This is a genomic window from Mesorhizobium sp. PL10 (assembly GCF_053714315.1).
The window spans coordinates 302,609-319,879 of sequence record NZ_JBSKBR010000002.1 but is presented as its reverse complement, the minus strand read 5'-3'; the positions used below and the strand labels follow the sequence as shown (position 1 = coordinate 319,879).

Genomic DNA, 17,271 nt, shown 5'->3' with positions numbered 1-17,271 from the left:
TGATCGGTCGTTCGACCGAGATATGGTGGCGAGACGCCCAGCCCCGGACAGGAGAACCTATGATCCGCCCAGATTGTGCCGATTCCAGCGGCAGGCATACCGCATGACGGACGCTGTTAAAGCCCCCGCCCCGCCCCAGAACAAGACAAAGCGCGACACGCGTGCCGAACTGATTTCGGCAGCCGAGCTGTGCCTCTATCGAGGCGGCTATGCCGACCTGTCGACGCGGCGGGTTGCCGAGATCGCCGGCGTTCCGCTCAGCCAGATCCACTATCATTTCGGGTCCAAGGAACGGCTATTCCTGGCCCTGCTCGACCATCTGAACGAGGGGCTGTTAAAGCGCCAGGCGGAGACGTTTGCAGCACCGATGCCGCTGTGGCAGCGCTGGGAGCGCGCCTGCGATTTCCTCGATGATGATCTGGCGTCCGGCTATGTCCGGATCCTGCACGAGATGATCGCGGCAAGCCTGTCGAGCCCCGAAATCGCCAAGGCGGTGCGCCGCGACCTGCGCGGCTGGTTCGAACTGCTGGACGGACTGGCGCAAGAGGCGGAGCGGCGGTTCGGTGGCCTTGGACCATTTTCCGCCGCCGAGGTGACCAGCCTGGTCAGCGCCGCCTTCCTTGGCAGCGAGACGATGATCCTGCTCGAGATCGAGAGTCCGCACGTTCCGGTGCGGCAGGCGCTGCGCCGCTTCGGCGAAACTATCCGGCGGATGGAGGAAGCAGAGCCCGCAACCTAGAGCATTTCGGGGTTTCACGGAAACGCCGAAATGCTCTAACCATCTGTTTTTACGCAATTCCGGACGGAAAACCGTTACACATTTTTCCTGGAATTGCTCTAGCCGGCGAAGGCTGCGTCAGCCTTTGCCGCCGCGCATCAGCGCTTCGAGGTCGCTGTCGCCACCTTCCGGCAGCATGATGCGGACATGGGCGTAGAGATCGCCATGGCCGCCGGCCTTTTCCGGCAAGCCCCTGCCCTTCAGTCGCAGAACCTTGTCCGAACTCGACCATGCCGGGACATTGACCGCCAGCCTGCCGGTCGGCGTGTCGACCGGAACCTTGGCGCCCAGCACTGCATCGGCCAACGCGACCTCCAGATCGGCATGCAGGTCGCGACCCTCGATGCGGTAGCGCGGATGCCTGCGGATGTGGATCTTGACCAGGGCATCGCCCGGCTGTCCCGGACCCTGCTCGCCCTGGCCCTTCAGCCGGATGGTCTGGCCGTCCTCGACATAGGCCGGCAGCTTGACCGCGATCTTGCGCCCGTCGGGGAACATGGCGGTCACCTTTTCGGCGGTCGCCATCTCCTCGATGGTGACGTCGAGCGTCACGTTGAGGTCGGCAGCCTGGACGGGCTGGCGGCGATCGCCTGTTCCCGCGCCGCGGGCACCCGAAAAGGCGTCGCCGAAGATCTGGCTGAAGATGTCGCTGTTGCCGTCGAACGGATCGCCGCCGGGACGGCCTGAACGGAATTCGAAGCGCGAGCCCCCGCCGCCCTGCTGACGGCGGAAGCCGGCGAACGGATCGCCGCCACCGGCTGCGCCCTCGAAACCCTGGAATTTCGGCTTGCCGTCGGCGTCGATCTCGCCACGGTCGTACGCGGCGCGGGTCTTCTCGTCGCCGACGACCTCATAGGCCTGGTTTGCTGCGGCAAACCGGTCCTTCGCCTTGGGATCATTCGGGTTCTGGTCCGGATGATGCTTCTTGGCGAGCTTGCGGTAGGCCGATTTTATGTCCTTGGCCGATGCGTTCTTGGCAACGCCCAGCACCTCATAGGGGTCGCGCATGCGTCCTGCCTGCAGAAGGAGTGAGTCTGTAGTTGCCTTCTATATGCGCTCGCATAGGAAGAAATTCCAGTGCTGCACAGCCATATTGACGGCGGAATTAGAGCCCGATGAGATCAGGTCCGGTCATTGAGCGGGCGATGGTTTGAGACAAACGGGATTTGGCGACGGACGTATGGCACGGCGGATGGACACTGGCCGTCCAAAACCATCGATGCTAGGCTCAAGGCATGACGCGTGAGGCTGCGATAGCCCGGTCGGAGGCATACTTCGATTCCGGCGCTTTTCGGGAGGATTTGGCCCGTCGGATCAGCATGCCGACAGAGAGCCAGAACCCTGATCGCGGACATGTGCTGGTCGAGTACATCGAGGCTGAGATAAGGCCGGCATTTGAAGTGCTTGGCTTTGCCTGCCGAACGCTTAACCAGGACGGCTGGCCATTCTTTTTCGCCGAACGCACAGAGGACGCGGCACGTCCGACGGTACTTGGCTATGGCCACGGCGACGTGATCCGCGGGTTGGATGACGAGTGGGATGAGGGTCTTTCACCGTGGCGTCTGACCGAACGTGACGACAGATGGTACGGTCGCGGCGTCGCCGACAACAAGGGCCAGCATTCGATAAATGTCGGCGCTCTTCGAGCCGTGATCGAGACACGCGGAAGGCTCGGCTTCAATGCCAAGTATCTCATCGAAATGGGGGAAGAACGGGTCTCGCCCGGCCTGCGGGAACTGGCCAAGACCCACAAGGAACTATTCCGCTCGGATGTGCTGATCGCCTCGGACGGCCCCCGCCTCTCCGTCGAAAGGCCGACCGTGTTTTTGGGTTCGCGCGGCTCTATCTCCTTCGACATCTGGATTGATGCGCGCAAGGGCGGCCATCATTCGGGAAACTGGGGCGGTCTGCTCTCGGATCCAGCCATTCAACTTGCCCATGCTATTGCGAGCATCACCGAACCGACCGGAAAAATTCGGATTCCGGAGTGGCTTCCGACAAGCATTCCCGAGGATGTGCGACACGTTCTTGCTGACTGTGAGGTGGAGAGCGGCACGGAAGAGCCCAGGATCGATCCCGACTGGGGCGAGCCTGGCCTGACCTCCGCGGAGAAGGTTTTTGCGTGGAGCTCATTTTCGGTGCTGGCCTTGGAGGCGGGGAATCCGAGGATGCCTGTTGGTGCCATCCCGCCCCGAGCCTGGGCGCGTTGCCAGCTTCGCTTCGTCATCGGGGTGGACGTGCAGGACGTCCTCGCTGCCTTGCGCCGTCATCTGGACAGCAACGGTTTTTCGACCGTGCAGATTGCAAAAGTGCGCGACGAAGTTTTTCACGCGACGCGACTGGATACGAGGCACCCATGGGTCAGTTGGGTGGTCGATTCGATCGCCCGCACGACGGGAAAGAAACCCGCTATTCTGCCGAGCCTCGGCGGGTCACTCCCGAACGACATCTTCTCCGAAATTCTTGAAATGCCTACCATTTGGGTCCCGCATTCTTATCCCGGGTGTTCGCAGCACGCGCCCAATGAGCATCTGCCGGTTGCCATTGCCCGAGAAGGGTTGGGGCTGATGGCGGGACTTTACTGGGATTTGGGCGAAGCCGAACGGTCAGCCGATGACGCGCTCAGGCCTTGGGAAAGCAGATATTGATGTCGAGGCTATGTGAGGTCGGCTCTTGGCGCATCTTCCCCTACCGACGTAGGGCCAAACATGCGCTTTGGAACACTTAAAGCGCCTTGAAGTCCTGCACGCGCCACGCGCCGGCGCCGGCCAGGCAGACTTCGCCCTTGAACATCGCGACGCCGTCGAAGCTTTCGCGCGAGGCGGTGAAGCGACGGCACGTCTGGCCGTTGTCCTTGAGTTCCACCAGGTCGGTGATCGAACCGCGCGAGCCGGTGCCGGAGTTCGCCCAGGGAACGGCCTGCCCGGCAAGTTGCTCGATGTCGGCCGAAGACACGGCGTTGCGGATCGTCGTCTGGTCGGAGGCGCGATCCTGATCGAGCGGCGCGGTAGGGTCGGGTGCGCTCGAGGTGAGGAGCGAACGGTCGACCTCGGCTTTTTCCAGGCTGAAGCCGCCGGCGCCGCAGGCGGCAAGCGGCAAGGCGACGATCACGATCACGGCTTTCGATCTGGCCGAAGCGATAGCGCTCCATTGCCCGCTGTCAAAAGCTTGCGCGATACGCAACAATCGGCAACCCCCTGAGATTCGAGACAATTTGAGAAAAACTATGAGTGACACTGAGTTAACAAGTGGTGACTTTACCGACGCTGCCGAGCCGTTCCGGCTCTTTGCCGCGTGGCTGGAGGACGCCACAAAGAGCGAAATCAACGACGCCAACGGCGTCGCGCTGGCAACCGTCGATGCCGACGGCATGCCGGATGTGCGTATGGTGCTGCTCAAGGGGTTCGATGAAGGCGGCTTTGTCTTCTACACGAATTTCGAGAGCGCCAAGGGCCGCGAGATTCTTGGCAGCATGAAGGCGGCTATGTGTTTCCATTGGAAATCGCTGCGCCGCCAGGTGCGCATACGCGGGCCGGTGGAGATCGTCAGCGACGCCGAGGCCGACGCCTATTACGCGACGCGGCCGCGCGGCAGCCGCATCGGCGCCTGGGCCTCGAAACAGTCGCGGCCGCTGGAAAGCCGCTTTGCGCTGGAGAAGGCGGTGGCCGAATACACGGCGCGCTACCCGATCGGTGAGATCCCGCGGCCAAAGCACTGGTCGGGCTTCCGCATCGTGCCGCAGCAAATCGAGTTCTGGCATGACCGGCCATTCAGGCTGCATGACCGCCTGGTCTTTTCGCGCAACGCCGAAGGCGGCTGGGACAAGACGCGGCTCTATCCCTGAGAAACGCCGGGGGTCGCCGGCGATCAATCCTTCTCCATTTGGAAAAGCAGGAAATGCGGCCGCTCGCTGGCGACGCCGACCGCCGGCCGTATCGACCTGGTCGCTTCCTTCGGCACCAGGAACGTCTCGCGCAGATTGAGCGTGTCGCCGGTCTTGGCGCCAGAGAAGATCGCCGAAATGCAGGTCTGCACATTGTCCGGCGTTCTCAGCGAGACAATGGACGTCGGCGACCAACGCCGTCCCTCGGCATCGATCAGCATCACTTTGCAGCCAAGCCATAGGTTCTGCAGGTTGGGATCGCCCACGGTCACAGCAAAGTCGGCCAGCACCGGTACGGAATCGGGCGGCAGGTTCTTCATGCCGAAGGCGCCACGCAGGTCGGTCAATTTCCAGTCGCTGCCACCGAAATGCGCGCTCTGGCCCCAGGCGACACGGCGCGGATAGAGATCATTGTCGGCCAGTAGAGCCTTGACGCTGTCATAGGCTTCGACGGCCAAGGTCAGGGGGATGAGCACAAGCAGCGCCCACAGGCCGCGGCGCCGCCATTTTTTCTCCGTCAGCCCACTATCCTCAATCAGCGCCGTCATTTGGGTTGCCCGTCAATCGGCTGGGTCAGATCGAGCGTGTCGACGGTGCCGGCAGGCATGCCGTCGGACAAGGCAGCGACCGGCCCAATCGAAATCTCGGCCTGCGAATCGAGCGCAGCCATCAGCTTGCCCGAGATCAGCATCGTCGCGTTGCCAGCCTCCTCCGGTCTCACCTCGAAAACCAGCCTCGCCTTCCGCGGCAGTCCAGGGTCGACAGTTACCGGGAGAGAACCGTTGTTGATGAAGGACAGCCGCTCGGTGTGGTCGTAAGTCAGCCCCGTTGGTCCGCGCCAGGACGCGACCGCGACGGTTGTCGACGCAGCCCTGGCCGCGACCTCGACCGTCACCACCGCCCATACGCCGCCGGTGGTCAGCTCCTTCGTCTCGCCGAACCGGTCCGTCTTGAGCTTGCGCGCGAACTCCAGCTTCTCGGCGCGGACCTCGAAGCTGCGACCGACGATGGTATCTCCCACCTTGCCTCGTACCGGGATCGGTCCGATCAGGTCGGCATAATGCGGCTTTGAAATCTGCAGGCCATAGCAGAGCGCCACGGCGACAAGCAGCAGGACCAGATTGGCCAGTCTGCGCATCACGGCTGGCCTCCGGTATCGAGTGCGACAGGAATGGTCAGTGTGCCGACCGGGCTCGGATTGAACCAGCCGGGAAGGCCGTAGAGATTGTCGCGCTGTTTGTAGGTTTTGCGGATGACCGTCAGGTCGAGGCTCGCCGGTGCGGCAGTGCCATCCGGCAGCTCCCAGATATAGGCCATGCGCTCCGTCATGCCGGGATGCAGTTCCGGCGACAATGTCGAATCGCGCGCCAGCACGATGTACGGTTCTGCCGCCGGGTCGAGCAGCGGCCGGGTTGCCTGGAGGAGCTCGAAATAATCCTTCGTCGATTGGGCCGTGCGGTTGGTCATGTCGACCTCGAAGACCAGCGCCTTCGTCCCGGGCTTGCGCAACGTGCCATAGACATATTGCTCGACGCTGACATAGGCCTTTACAGGCTGCAGCAGCCATTGCCCGGTTTCGATCGGGCCGGCTGGAGCGAGAACCGGCACTTGCGCATGCCTTGCCCCGAAGGCGCCTAGCACACCGGCAACGGCAATCGCCGCCGCCGTGCCGATGCCGGTTACGATCCAGGCTCTTAGCCGCGAGCGGGCTGTCTCAAGCATCTTGCACCGCTCCGGCTGGACCATTCGGCTCCGCCGCCTCGGCGACCGGGCGCTTGGGCAGCGCGAAAGCCGTTTCGAGGATCGCGGCGAGGAAGCAGATGCGCAGCGGCTCGACCAGAATGCCGGTGGAGCTATCCTGGAAGGCACTGCCGAACAGCAGCGAGACGCCCTCCGACAGCACCTGCCAGGTGTCGAGATCGTGCGGGCCGATGATGCGGGTCGCGCCCAGCCACGCCCAGGCCGCCAGCCAGTCGATGAGACGGTAGCCGACAACGAGCGTGAGCATGAGCACGACGCCCGAACTCAACGTGATGCGCACGCCATTGGCGATCGGCAGATAGCGCGAGCGATAGCCCGAGATGAAGTGCTCGACGAAGTCGCGCATGAATTTTGGAATGGTGCGATAGCGGGCGCCAAGGCGCTCGACGCGTTCGTGCACGCGCATGAGTTCCTTGTCGTCGTGCACGTCGTAGCCATAGATCAGCGCCGTCATGACCAGCCAGATCACCGGCAAGAGCATGAAGAAGAACAGTGCGATCAACTTCGTCGTGGTGTCGATGGAGGTAACCTCGACCGGAACCATCGGATCGGCAAAGGCTTTTGCAACAGGGTTGGCCACGCCGTCGGCAGCAGCCTGCAGGACGGAAAAAATGTTGCGGCTCATGATCCAGCCGACGATGTCGTCCTTCCAGCGCGAGATGACGTAGAGACCGACGAAGATCCAGTTGGTTTCGCAGATCACCACCACGATCTGCCAGAAGGATTTTGCCCCGCCGCGCTTCTGCATCGCCTGCGCCAAACGCCTGACCAGCCAGGAGATGACGACGGAAAACACCAGCCAGCGGGAATCGAGCACATCCAGCACGTTGCCCGCACCTTCGCCGAAGGGCGCCATGTCAAGCGTGACGCGCGAATATTGCCGCACCGTGTCGCCCAGAAAGCCCCAGGCGGCGTAGTAGGCGAAGAAGGGTAAGAGCGCGACAGTGACCATGCGCGCCAGCCGGGTGGCACCGCCCGCTTCTTCGTCACCGGCCTCGCCGGGGGCTTGTGCCCCCGCCGCCTTTTGAGCGGCACGGATCGCCGGCAGGCCGGGGAGCAGCGTCTGGAACATGGCGACGGTGACGATGAGCTGCGTCAGGGCGACGAGCGTCAGCAGAGCCAAGCCCGCCATATGGTTGAGGAAGGCGGCATGCGCGGCGATCTGCATGAACAGACTGTGACCCACAATGCCCAGCAGCACTGTTGCCACAAGTTGCGGCCAGAAGCGCCACCAGAGCCTGAAGGTCAGGCCGAGCGGCCTTACAAAATCGGCAAGCATGTCGCGGCGTTCAACCCGTCACTGGACGCCGACTTCGGAAGGTTTTGCGTTGGCAGCTGCTTTGCGGGACATGTCCTCTCCCCTGACCAGGCCCCCGCCCCCGCCGGCTTTGTCAGATAGGGTGTGAAAACGACAGTGTACAGACCAGAAAAACGCGTTTGACGCGAGTCGCCCTCGCACCTGCCACAAGCTGACAGTGTCGTGGGATTAGCTCGGCTTCTTGCGCGTCATGAAGGCGGTGAGCGCCGCGCGGGCCTCGTCCGACTTCAGCCGCTCAAAGAAATGCTCGCTCTCCACCTTGATGCGGGCGAGAAGCTCGTCGCGCGGGGCGCGCATCAGGTCGCGGGCGATCTTCAGCGCCTGCGGCGGCTTGGCGGCGATCTCGCCGGCTGCCGCCAGCACTGCGGCTTCGAGAGCGCCTTCCTCGACCACTTCGTAGATCAGGCCGGCGGCCTTGGCGCGCTCGGCGGAAAAGCCTTCGCCGAGCCCGAGCAGCGCGAAGGCGCCCTGGCGGCCGAGGATGAGCGGCGCCAGCAGGCTGGAGCCGGCCTCCGGCACAAGGCCGAGATCGACGAAGGGCGTGCGGAACATCGTGCGCGGCGTGGCAAAGGTCAGGTCGCAATGCAAATTGAGCGTGGTGCCGATGCCGACGGCGATGCCGTCGACGCCCGACACCATCGGCTTTTCCGTCCTGGCCAGCGCCAGCAGGAAGTCCCAGACTTCGGTGCCGCCCTCGCCGCCGGTGGCGATGACCAGGAAGTCGGCGAGGTCGTTACCGGCCGAGAAGGCGCCCGGCACGCCGAGGAAGACATGGACGCGGACCGCCGGATCGGCATCGCCTTCGGCCAACGCCTTAGACATTGTCGCGTACATGGCACGCGTCAGCGCGTTCTTCTTGTCCGGACGGTTCATGCGGATGATCTGAATGGCGCCCTGGCGCTCGACGAGGATATGGTCTGTCACGGTTTCTTCCCTGATGAACGCCAAGCTGAGTATTCATGCTGAAATCAGTGTCTTGCCGGCAGCGGCGAGGCTCTCGGCGCCGTCGATGACGCGGTCCTTCAAGGCGCTGGCCTCGCCAAGCAGGTTTTCGGCGAAGAAGCGGCAGAGGGCGATACGGTTCCGTTCGGCAAGCCCGCCACGCGCCAGATAGGCGCCGCCGGCGGCAAGCGAGATCAGCCGGAGATAGGGCGTGGCACCCGCCTGCGCTTCGTCGAGGCGGCCGTCGGCCAGCAGCTTCTGCAGGAAACGTGTTGCTTCGGTGAGATCGTCGAAGGCCCGGTCGAGGGCCGAGGCGGTGCGGCCGAACCCCTGCAGGTTCGAGGTCCGCACTTCATTTGCGACCGCCTTCAGTTCGGCGATGTAGCCATGCACATGCTCGCCGCCGCCGAGCGGCAATTTGCGCGCCACCAGGTCGATCGCCTGGATGCCGTTGGTGCCTTCATAGATCGGCGCGATGCGGGCGTCGCGATAAAGGGCTGCGGCGCCGGTCTCCTCGATAAAACCCATGCCGCCATGCACCTGGACGCCGAGCGAAGCGACATCGACGCCGACATCGGTGGAGAAGGCCTTGGCCAACGGCGTCAGCAGATTGGCGCGGTTGCGCCAATGCGTGGCCTCATCGCCCGCCGAGACCCGTGCCAAATCGATGGCGTAGGCGCAGGAATAGGAGATGGCGCGGGCGATCTGGGTCAGCGCCTTCATGGTGAGAAGATTGCGCTGCACGTCGGGGTGATGGACGATCGGCGCCATGCCGGTGCCTGCAAAATCCGACGCCTTGCCCTGGCGGCGCTCATTGGCATAGGCGATCGCCTTTTGCGTCGCGGCTTCAGCCACCGCCACGCCCTGCATGCCGACGCAAAGCCTGGCGTTGTTCATCATGGTGAACATGCAGGCGAGCCCCTTGTTCTCCTCGCCGATCAGCCAGCCGATGGCGCCGGGCGTGGCACCTCCAAAACCGTCGCCATAGATCATGGTGCAGGTCGGCGAGGCATGGATGCCGAGCTTGTGTTCGAGGCCCGAACAGAAGACGTCGTTGCGGACACCGAGCGAACCGTCATCATTGACCAGGAATTTCGGCACCAGAAACAGCGAAATGCCGCGCGTGCCGGCGGGCGCATCCGGCAACCGCGCCAGCACAAGATGGACGATGTTGTCGGTGAAATCGTGCTCGCCATAGGTGATGAAGATCTTCTGGCCGAAGATGCGATAGGTGCCGTCTCCGGCAGGTTCCGCGCGGCTGCGTAGCGCCGCGAGATCGGAACCGGCCTGCGGCTCGGTGAGGTTCATCGTCCCCATCCATTCGCCGGATACGAGCTTGGCCAGATATTTTGCCTTGAGCGCTTCGGAGGCGTGCTTGTCGAGCGCCTCGACCGCGCCCATGGTCAGCGTCGGGCCGATGCCGAAGGCCATGGCGGCGGAGTTCCACATTTCGAGCGCCGCGACGCCAAGCATGGTCGGCAGGCCCTGGCCGCCGAACTCCTCAGGCCCCGACAGCGCGTTCCAGCCGCCGTCGGTCCAGCGGCGATAAAGATCTTTCCAGCCAGGTGGCGTGGTGACGGCGGCATCCTTCAGCACCGCGCCGTGCTCGTCGCCGATCTTGTAAAGCGGCGCCACCTCCTCGCTGGCGAAGCGGCCGGCCTCGGCCAGGATGGCATCGACAAGGTCTTCGCCGAGATCGCCGAACGCGCCGCTGTCCAGCGCCGGCTTGAGGCCGGCGACATGCTTGAGCGTGAACGAAATGTCCTCGACCGGCGCCTTGTACATTCCGCTTTCTCCTCCGCTGCTCGCCCCTCGATCCTAGGACCCGGGACGACGCAAAACCATCCGCCTTTGGGCGGCCTCCGACCTTCTTTTTACGTAAACGTCAAACTTTGTCACGCGGATTTTGCAATCTTTGCCGGTCGCGCTAGACTCCGGCGCTGCCGACCGCCAACGCAAGAGCGAACCGGAACCTGCCATGCTTGCCAGACCCGAGACATACCGTTGCATCGAATGCAGCCTGCCGTATCAGGCAAGCGGCTTCTGGTATTATCACGGCGAGATCGAAAGGGGTCCGGCCTACTGGACCGATCGCGGCATATTATGCTCGCCGCAATGCTCGCTTGCCCACTATCGAAAGCGCAAGGTTGAAGGCACGTTGCCGACGGAGCCGGCGCCTGATCCGCTCGAGGTGCAGCCGATCCGCCGGTAAAAGCATTTCCTTAACCATACCGGTCCACCATCGGTGTTTGGTCAGCGGGGACTCCCTGTTTGAAAACGCCGGCGCATCTTCTTCGCCGCTCAGCGATCGCTCTCGCGGCGATGATGGCGCTGGTATCGGCGGCAAAAGCCTCTGACTTCTCCGAGCCCTGGCGGGATGGCGACCGCGCGCTCGTCGTCGACGCCTATGAATACAATTCCATCGACTGGGGTGAGCTTGCCACCGACAAGCGGATCGTCGGCTTCATCAACAAGGCCTCCGACGGGCTGCCGCCGCCCTATTTCTGTTACGGCGACGAGACCGCGGTAAAACTCTGCAAGACGCTGTGGAAACGCTTTGCGGTGACGCGTGAGTTGTTCCAGACGCGCAAGGTGGTGGCCAAGGCGCTCGGCCTGAAATGGGGCGCCTATCATCTTGCCCGGCCCGGCAATCCGGTCGAGCAGGCGAACAATTTCATCGATTTCGCCGAACCGGCGCCGGACGATCTGGTGGCCCTCGACCTCGAAGGCAACGATCCCACGCAGTGGATGTCGCTGGAAGATGCCGAGGAATTCGTGCGCCAGGTGCACCGGCGGCTCGGCCGTTTTCCGATACTCTACAGCAACGGCAAGACCGCCCAGTTCATCGCCGACAACCGCTATCAATATCGGCTGCTGTCGCGACTGCCGCTCTGGTATGCGCGCTACAAGCCCGACATCGACGTGCATTTTCCGATGGGCAACTGGCAGGGCTATGCACTGTGGCAGTTTTCGGCGCAGGCCAATTGCGGTCGCCTGCGCTGCCCGTACCGGGTCGCCGGCACGCCCAACGACATCGATGTCAACGTCGCGCCGATGGACGCAGCCACGCTGCGCCAGCAATGGCCGTTCGGCGGCCTGGTCAATGTGCCGCCCGACTATCTCGCCTCGATCCCGGTGCCGGTTTCGCGCGAGGCGGGGCTGGCCGGTAAAGTCACCATCACCTATGCCGATGTGGCGACACCGCCGACAGTCGAGGAGATGGTGGCGGTGCTCGGTGCGCGCTGGCAGACATTCCGCGCCGCCTTCCGCATGCCGGTGGTCAAGACGGTGCCGCGCCGCGCGCGCTTCGGCATTGCCGAGTATGTCGCCTGGAAGCGGACTGCGTATCGCTCGGAGGCACTGCTCGAGGCCGCCTTCTCCCAGGTCTCCGACCCGGTCAGCACCGCTTCGACGGAACTCGTTCGCGAGCGCTGAAATCTTTGTTTCTGCGCAATTCCTCAGGGAAAGCGCTTCACACTTTTCCTGGAATTGCTTACCCGGCCGCACTTGCGTTTTCCCGCGCCACCGCCTGCCAGCCTATGTCGCGGCGACAAAAGCCTTGCGGCCAATCGATGCGGTCGAGCGCGGCGTAAGCGCGGCCCTGCGCTTCACCGACCGTCTTGCCTGACGCAGTGACGTTGAGCACGCGGCCGCCATTGGCGACCAGCGCGCCGCCATTGATGGCGGTGCCGGCATGGAAAATCTCAACGCCTTCACCCGCCGCTTCGTCCAGGCCGCGGATGACCGAACCTTTTTCCGGCGTACCTGGATAACCCCGCGCCGCCATCACCACGGTCAGCGCCGCCTCGTCGCGCCAGCGCACCGAGCTGTGCGCAAGCTGCCCGTCGACGGCGGCGTTGAGCAGCACCAGGAGATCGTCCTTCAGCCGCATCATCAGCACCTGGCATTCGGGATCGCCGAAACGGGTGTTGTATTCGATCAGCTTCGGCCCTTTGTCGGTGATCATCAGCCCGGCGAAGAGAATGCCGGCGAACGGCGCGCCAAGCTCGGCCATGCCGCGCATGGTCGGCTCGACGATTTCGCGCATGGTGCGCTCGATCATTTCAGGCGTCATCACCGGCGCCGGCGAATAGGCGCCCATGCCGCCGGTGTTGGGGCCGGTGTCGCCGTCGCCGACGCGTTTGTGGTCTTGCGCGGTACCGAAGGGAAGTGCCGTCGTGCCGTCGCACAGGCAGAAGAAACTCGCCTCCTCGCCGGTCATGAATTCCTCCACCACCACTTCAGCACCGGCCTCGCCAAAGGCGCCGTCGAAGCAGGCATCGAGCGCGGCCCGCGCCTCATCCGGCGTCATGGCGATGGTGACGCCCTTGCCGGCGGCGAGGCCGTCGGCCTTGATGACGATCGGCGCACCGACCTTTTCGACATAGGCTTTTGCCGCGGTCAGATCGGTGAAGCGGCCATAGGCGGCGGTCGGGATATCGTATTTGGCGCAGAGGTCCTTGGTGAAACCTTTCGAGCCTTCGAGCCGTGCTGCCCGCTTCGACGGGCCGAAGACGCGGATGCCCTGATCGCGCAGATCATCGGCAATGCCGGCCACCAGCGGCCCTTCCGGCCCGACGACGACGAGGTCGATCGCGTTGTCCTTGCAGAAAGCCGCCACAGCGGCATGGTCGGCGATATCGAGCTTGACCAGTTCGGCCTCGCGGGCGACGCCCGGATTGCCGGGCGCGGCATAGAGCCTGGTCAACAGCGGCGAGGCAGCGATCTTCCAGGCCAGGGCATGTTCGCGGCCGCCGGAGCCGATCAACAAAACGCGCATGCCGATGTCCCTTGTCATTTCACGACAGGGACTGCGCTATTGCGCCGGGCGGCGCGGGTCAAGAGTTTTACCTTGCGCGACGCCGGTTGCGCACGGGAACGTCGCGCCGAGGGCACAACGTTCCCGGCCAGGCTCAGCTCTGGAAGGCGGCTTAGCTGCTGAAGACGACCGGGAACCAGTCCTCGCGCAGTTTCTGGCCGGGCTTCATGTCATGGCCGGGATAGGGCGGCGAGGTGCGGCCAGGGCGCTCGACATAGCGCGCATCGTCGCCGACCCAGCGCAGCGACAGCGCCCGGCGCCGCGCCGCGGTCGGATTGCCGCGCGCGCCATGCGCGGTCCTGAAGTCGAACAATATGGCGTCGCCCGGCTCCATCTCCCATTCGAGCACCTTCAGCGTCGGGTCGTTGTCGGGGTCGGGCACCGGCAGATAGTCACCGTCGCCGGCATAGAAATTGCTGTCGTCGAGCCAGCGCACCGGCAGGATCATCTTGTCCCATTTGTGCGAGCCGGCGATCAGCCGCAGCGTCGCTTCCTTGACCGGGTCGATCGGGATCCAGAAGCTGACGGTCTGCGTGCCATCGACGAAGTAATAAGGGATGTCCTGATGCCAGGGCGTCGGCTTCTGCGTACCCGGTTCCTTGACCAGCACATGGTCGTGGAAGAACTGGGCGCTGCGCGACTGCATTGCCGCCGCCGCCAGTTCGGCGGCCGGGGAATTGCGCACGACATCGACGAATTCGGGGATGCGCTCCCAGTTGCAGTAATCGTCGAAGAAGCTGCCCTTGCCATTGGCGATGTCAGATGCCGTGGCGCTGCGGTTTTGCATGTTGCGCTCGATGCCGGCGGCGATGGTGCCGACCCAGTCCTTGAAGGCGCCGCGTATGCAGACGGCGCCGTCGCGCTGATAGTCGGCAATCGCTGCGGCGTCGATATGTCTGGCGGCCATGTCATGTCTCCCCTGTTGGATGCCCGAAGTTGGATAACCGACTATCGCAGCCGCACAACATCACGTAAAATAATAACTTCTCATCCTGCTTATAGCTCCAGCCTATGAACCTGACACTCACCCAATTGCGCTACCTCGTCGCCGTTGCCCGGCATGGCAGCGTCACCGCGGCCGCCCGGATGCTGAACGTCTCACAGCCATCGATTTCGGTGGCGATCGACAATGTCGAAGCGACGCTCGGCCAGAAACTGTTCGTGCGCCAGCGCGGCAGCGGCATCGCGCTGACATCGTTCGGCCGCAGCGCGGTGGCGAAGGCGAAGCAGGTGCTGGCCGAAGCGGACGAACTGGTTGGGCTCGGGATGCGCGATGCCGATGTCGGCGGCGAGCTGGTGCTCGGCTGTTTCGAGGATCTGGCGCCCTATTTCGCGCCGGCGCTGATCCGGACTTTTTCGCAACGCTGCCCGGCGGTCACTGTGGTCGTGCGCGACGAGACCTTTGAGACGCTGGGGCGGCGGCTCGGCGATTCGGCAATAGATCTCGGCCTGACCTATGATCTCGGCCTGCCCTCGCACTTCGCCCGCATCCTGCTGCATGAGCTGCGGCCGCACGCGCTTCTGCCGCAAGGCCACGCGTTGGCCAGCCAGGCCAGCGTCAGCCTGGCGGAGCTGGCGGACCATCCGCTTGTCACCACCGACCAGCCGCATAGCTGGCAGCATATGCTGGACCTGTTTCTGAGCCGCGGCCTGTCGCCGATCTCGCAATCGACGACGAGTTCATTCGAACTGCAGCGCAGCATGGTCGCCAACGGCTTCGGAGTCGCAGTGAGTTACACAAGGCCCTATGGCGACAGGAGTTATGACGGCCTGCCGCTGGTCTGCAAACCGCTGTCGGATCCACTGCCGATGCAGCGCATCATCCTCACCCATGACACAACGCAAAGGCTGTCGAAAGCCGCGCTGGCCTTCATCGAGGTGGCGAAGGAATGGTTTGCCAGCCACGATGTCTTCACTGCCTGAGCAACGATGCGGCCGCTTGACGGCGCTCGCTGCTGCTGCCACTCCAGCACGATGGAAACCATCCAGTCGAAAGCGGCCCAGGGCCGTGTCGCCGACGCGCCGAGCGGCCATTGGGTCTACAAGATATTGCCGCGCTGGCTGTGGCCCTATGCGCAGCTTGCGCGCTGGGACCGGCCGATCGGCTGGCAATTGCTGCTGTGGCCCTGCTGGTGGTCGGCAGCACTTGCCGTCAGCGCCTATCCCCGCCCCACCGACCCACTGCTGACGCTGCTGCCGGCGCCCTGGTATCTGTTCCTGTTCTTTGTCGGCGCCGTCGCGATGCGTGGCGCCGGCTGCACCTACAACGACATTGTCGACCAGGACATCGACAACAAGGTCGAGCGCACGCGCTCGCGGCCGCTGCCGGCCGGCAAGGTGACCCGCCGCCAGGCCTGGGCGTTCCTGGTCATCCAGGCCTTGCTGGGCCTCGTCGTGCTGTTGCAGTTCAACGACTTCGCCATTCCGCTCGGCATCGTCTCTCTGGTGATCGTTGCCGTCTACCCCTTCATGAAGCGCTTCACCAACTGGCCGCAATTCGTGCTTGGGCTCGCCTTCTCCTGGGGCGCGCTGATGGGCTGGGCGGTCGAGTTCGGCGATCTCGATGGCCCGGCCATCATGCTCTATATCGGCTCGATCCTGTGGGTGATCGGCTACGACACGATCTATGCGCACCAGGACAAGGAAGACGACGCCATTGTCGGCGTGCGCTCGACGGCGCGGCTGTTCGGCGACAACACCAAGACCTGGCTGGTCGGGCTCTATGGCGGCACGCTGGTGTGCTTTGCCATCGCCTTCGCCTCGGCGCAGGCGCCGGTGGTGGCGCTGGCCGGGCTGATCGCCGCCGGTGCGCATATGGCGCGGCAGATAGCAGTTCTGGATATCGACGATCCCGATCAATGTCTGCGGCTGTTCAAATCGAACAACCAAGTCGGCTGGCTGATCTTCCTCGGCCTGATCGGTGGCGCGCTCTGGGTGGCGCTGAAGCCGCTGGTGTAGCTCAGCTTTTCCCTTCTTCCCTTGTGGGAGAAGGTGTCGCCGAAGGCGACGGATGAGGGGTGTTCCAGGGAACGCTAGAGCCTCACTTCGCTGGAACACCCCTCATCCGTCTCGGCGCTGCGCGCCGATCCACCTTCCCCCACAAGGGGGGAAGGAAAGGACTGCTTCTCACTCCCGCGAAATAATCTCTTCGCCGTCGACGACCAGCCTCAAGCCGAGATCGCCGGCCCGGCGGCGGGCGAGGAAACGCGGACGGCGCGTGGTCGAAACCCGGCCCTTGCGGCGATCCTTGGCCGGCAGCGCCTTGATGGCGGCGCCCAGCGATTCTTCCAGTGTGCGGGCAATACCGTCGGATTCGATCAAAAGCATCTGCAGCCGGTAGGCATCGGCCCAGGCGCGCCAGTCGGCGGCGACATCGTCGAGATCGTCGGCCACCAGCAACGGCACCGACAGCATCGGGTCATTGTGCAGGAGTTCCAGGGTTACCGTGACATTGCCTTCCGGATCCTCCATCGCGCGGGCGGCGACGCCGCGAAACGCATTGGCGGGCAGCGCGATGATCGCCGGCAGGCCGCTCATCTCGAGCGTGCGCCGGATGACGGCGCCACGCTGGTCGATGGTGAAGGTAACGTCGCCATAGTCGTCGCGCGTGGCATAGCTCACCACTTGCGGCAGGCGGAATGGGTCAAGACGCATGTTGCGCCCAGCCCAGACGGGCTTCAGTACACTGTTCATCTACTGCCTTCCTGTGTCTCTCCTGAGAGCCGCTTTCACGGATCCCACCGGGCCAGTTTTCCCAGCCTCGTTATGGC

General features: G+C 63.9%; 18 protein-coding genes. 7 read left to right on the top strand and 11 right to left on the bottom strand.

What is annotated here, in order from left to right; translation table 11 throughout:
- Window positions 1–103 precede the first annotated feature (103 nt).
- A complete protein-coding gene (locus ACWGTO_RS05110; RefSeq protein WP_454573772.1) occupies window positions 104–739 on the top strand; it encodes a TetR/AcrR family transcriptional regulator in 636 nt (211 codons plus the stop codon).
- A 117-nt stretch (window positions 740–856) separates the two neighbouring features.
- Here the strand turns inward: ACWGTO_RS05110 and ACWGTO_RS05105 are convergent, their stop codons facing one another.
- Entirely contained in the window at window positions 857–1,786 is a 930-nt protein-coding gene (locus ACWGTO_RS05105) for a DnaJ C-terminal domain-containing protein (RefSeq protein WP_454573771.1), read from the bottom strand.
- A 227-nt stretch (window positions 1,787–2,013) separates the two neighbouring features.
- On the opposite strand from ACWGTO_RS05105, the gene ACWGTO_RS05100 reads away from it, so the two are divergent.
- On the top strand, window positions 2,014–3,426 hold the full coding sequence (locus ACWGTO_RS05100) for a M20 family metallopeptidase (protein WP_454573770.1): 1,413 nt from the start codon (window positions 2,014–2,016) through the stop codon (window positions 3,424–3,426).
- A gap of 76 nt (window positions 3,427–3,502) precedes the next feature.
- On the opposite strand, the gene ACWGTO_RS05095 is transcribed toward ACWGTO_RS05100, so the two are convergent.
- Entirely contained in the window at window positions 3,503–3,964 is a 462-nt protein-coding gene (locus ACWGTO_RS05095) for an RT0821/Lpp0805 family surface protein (protein WP_454573769.1), read from the bottom strand.
- A 40-nt stretch (window positions 3,965–4,004) separates the two neighbouring features.
- On the opposite strand from ACWGTO_RS05095, the gene pdxH reads away from it, so the two are divergent.
- Complete coding sequence (gene pdxH / locus ACWGTO_RS05090) at window positions 4,005–4,622, top strand: pyridoxamine 5'-phosphate oxidase (RefSeq protein WP_454573768.1); 618 nt, start codon at window positions 4,005–4,007, stop codon at window positions 4,620–4,622.
- 23 nt (window positions 4,623–4,645) lie between these two features.
- On the opposite strand, the gene ACWGTO_RS05085 is transcribed toward pdxH, so the two are convergent.
- The 6 genes from ACWGTO_RS05085 to ACWGTO_RS05060 all read right to left on the bottom strand — a co-directional run bounded on the left by ACWGTO_RS05085 (window position 4,646) and on the right by ACWGTO_RS05060 (window position 10,467).
- Window positions 4,646–5,209, bottom strand: a complete 564-nt coding sequence (locus tag ACWGTO_RS05085; protein WP_454573767.1) for a hypothetical protein — start codon at window positions 5,207–5,209, stop codon at window positions 4,646–4,648.
- Window positions 5,206–5,799, bottom strand: a complete 594-nt coding sequence (locus ACWGTO_RS05080; protein WP_454573975.1) for a hypothetical protein — start codon at window positions 5,797–5,799, stop codon at window positions 5,206–5,208. Before ACWGTO_RS05080 ends, ACWGTO_RS05085 begins: the two co-directional genes overlap by 4 nt.
- Window positions 5,799–6,383: a hypothetical protein gene (locus tag ACWGTO_RS05075; RefSeq protein WP_454573766.1), complete on the bottom strand. Its 585-nt coding sequence runs from the start codon at window positions 6,381–6,383 to the stop codon at window positions 5,799–5,801. Before ACWGTO_RS05075 ends, ACWGTO_RS05080 begins: the two co-directional genes overlap by 1 nt.
- Window positions 6,376–7,701 (bottom strand): hypothetical protein, encoded by a 1,326-nt coding sequence (locus ACWGTO_RS05070; RefSeq protein ID WP_454573765.1) that lies wholly within the window; start codon window positions 7,699–7,701, stop codon window positions 6,376–6,378. Before ACWGTO_RS05070 ends, ACWGTO_RS05075 begins: the two co-directional genes overlap by 8 nt.
- A gap of 207 nt (window positions 7,702–7,908) precedes the next feature.
- Window positions 7,909–8,664 carry a crotonase/enoyl-CoA hydratase family protein gene (locus ACWGTO_RS05065; protein ID WP_454573764.1) on the bottom strand — a complete coding sequence of 252 codons (756 nt, stop codon included), beginning with the start codon at window positions 8,662–8,664 and terminating at the stop codon, window positions 7,909–7,911.
- Between the two features lie 33 nt (window positions 8,665–8,697).
- Complete coding sequence (locus tag ACWGTO_RS05060; RefSeq protein ID WP_454573763.1) at window positions 8,698–10,467, bottom strand: acyl-CoA dehydrogenase; 1,770 nt, start codon at window positions 10,465–10,467, stop codon at window positions 8,698–8,700.
- Window positions 10,468–10,660: 193 nt separating this feature from the next.
- Here ACWGTO_RS05060 and ACWGTO_RS05055 point away from each other — a divergent pair, with 193 nt between their 5' ends.
- The gene (locus ACWGTO_RS05055) at window positions 10,661–10,894 is read left to right on the top strand and encodes a hypothetical protein (RefSeq protein WP_454573762.1); all 234 of its coding nucleotides are present in this window, start codon (window positions 10,661–10,663) and stop codon (window positions 10,892–10,894) included.
- A 110-nt stretch (window positions 10,895–11,004) separates the two neighbouring features.
- Entirely contained in the window at window positions 11,005–12,117 is a 1,113-nt protein-coding gene (locus ACWGTO_RS05050; RefSeq protein ID WP_454573974.1) for a glycoside hydrolase family 25 protein, read from the top strand.
- A gap of 58 nt (window positions 12,118–12,175) precedes the next feature.
- Here the strand turns inward: ACWGTO_RS05050 and purD are convergent, their stop codons facing one another.
- Complete coding sequence (gene purD / locus ACWGTO_RS05045; RefSeq protein WP_454573761.1) at window positions 12,176–13,462, bottom strand: phosphoribosylamine--glycine ligase; 1,287 nt, start codon at window positions 13,460–13,462, stop codon at window positions 12,176–12,178.
- Window positions 13,463–13,613: 151 nt separating this feature from the next.
- Window positions 13,614–14,408, bottom strand: a complete 795-nt coding sequence (locus ACWGTO_RS05040; protein ID WP_454573760.1) for a phytanoyl-CoA dioxygenase family protein — start codon at window positions 14,406–14,408, stop codon at window positions 13,614–13,616.
- Window positions 14,409–14,512: 104 nt separating this feature from the next.
- Here ACWGTO_RS05040 and ACWGTO_RS05035 point away from each other — a divergent pair, with 104 nt between their 5' ends.
- Both ACWGTO_RS05035 and ubiA read left to right on the top strand, forming a co-directional pair.
- Complete coding sequence (locus tag ACWGTO_RS05035; RefSeq protein WP_454573759.1) at window positions 14,513–15,424, top strand: LysR family transcriptional regulator; 912 nt, start codon at window positions 14,513–14,515, stop codon at window positions 15,422–15,424.
- Between the two features lie 51 nt (window positions 15,425–15,475).
- The gene (gene ubiA, locus ACWGTO_RS05030; RefSeq protein ID WP_454573973.1) at window positions 15,476–16,459 is read left to right on the top strand and encodes a 4-hydroxybenzoate octaprenyltransferase; all 984 of its coding nucleotides are present in this window, start codon (window positions 15,476–15,478) and stop codon (window positions 16,457–16,459) included.
- Window positions 16,460–16,627: 168 nt separating this feature from the next.
- Here the strand turns inward: ubiA and ACWGTO_RS05025 are convergent, their stop codons facing one another.
- Window positions 16,628–17,194, bottom strand: a complete 567-nt coding sequence (locus tag ACWGTO_RS05025; RefSeq protein WP_454573758.1) for a DUF6101 family protein — start codon at window positions 17,192–17,194, stop codon at window positions 16,628–16,630.
- Window positions 17,195–17,271: the final 77 nt, after the last annotated feature.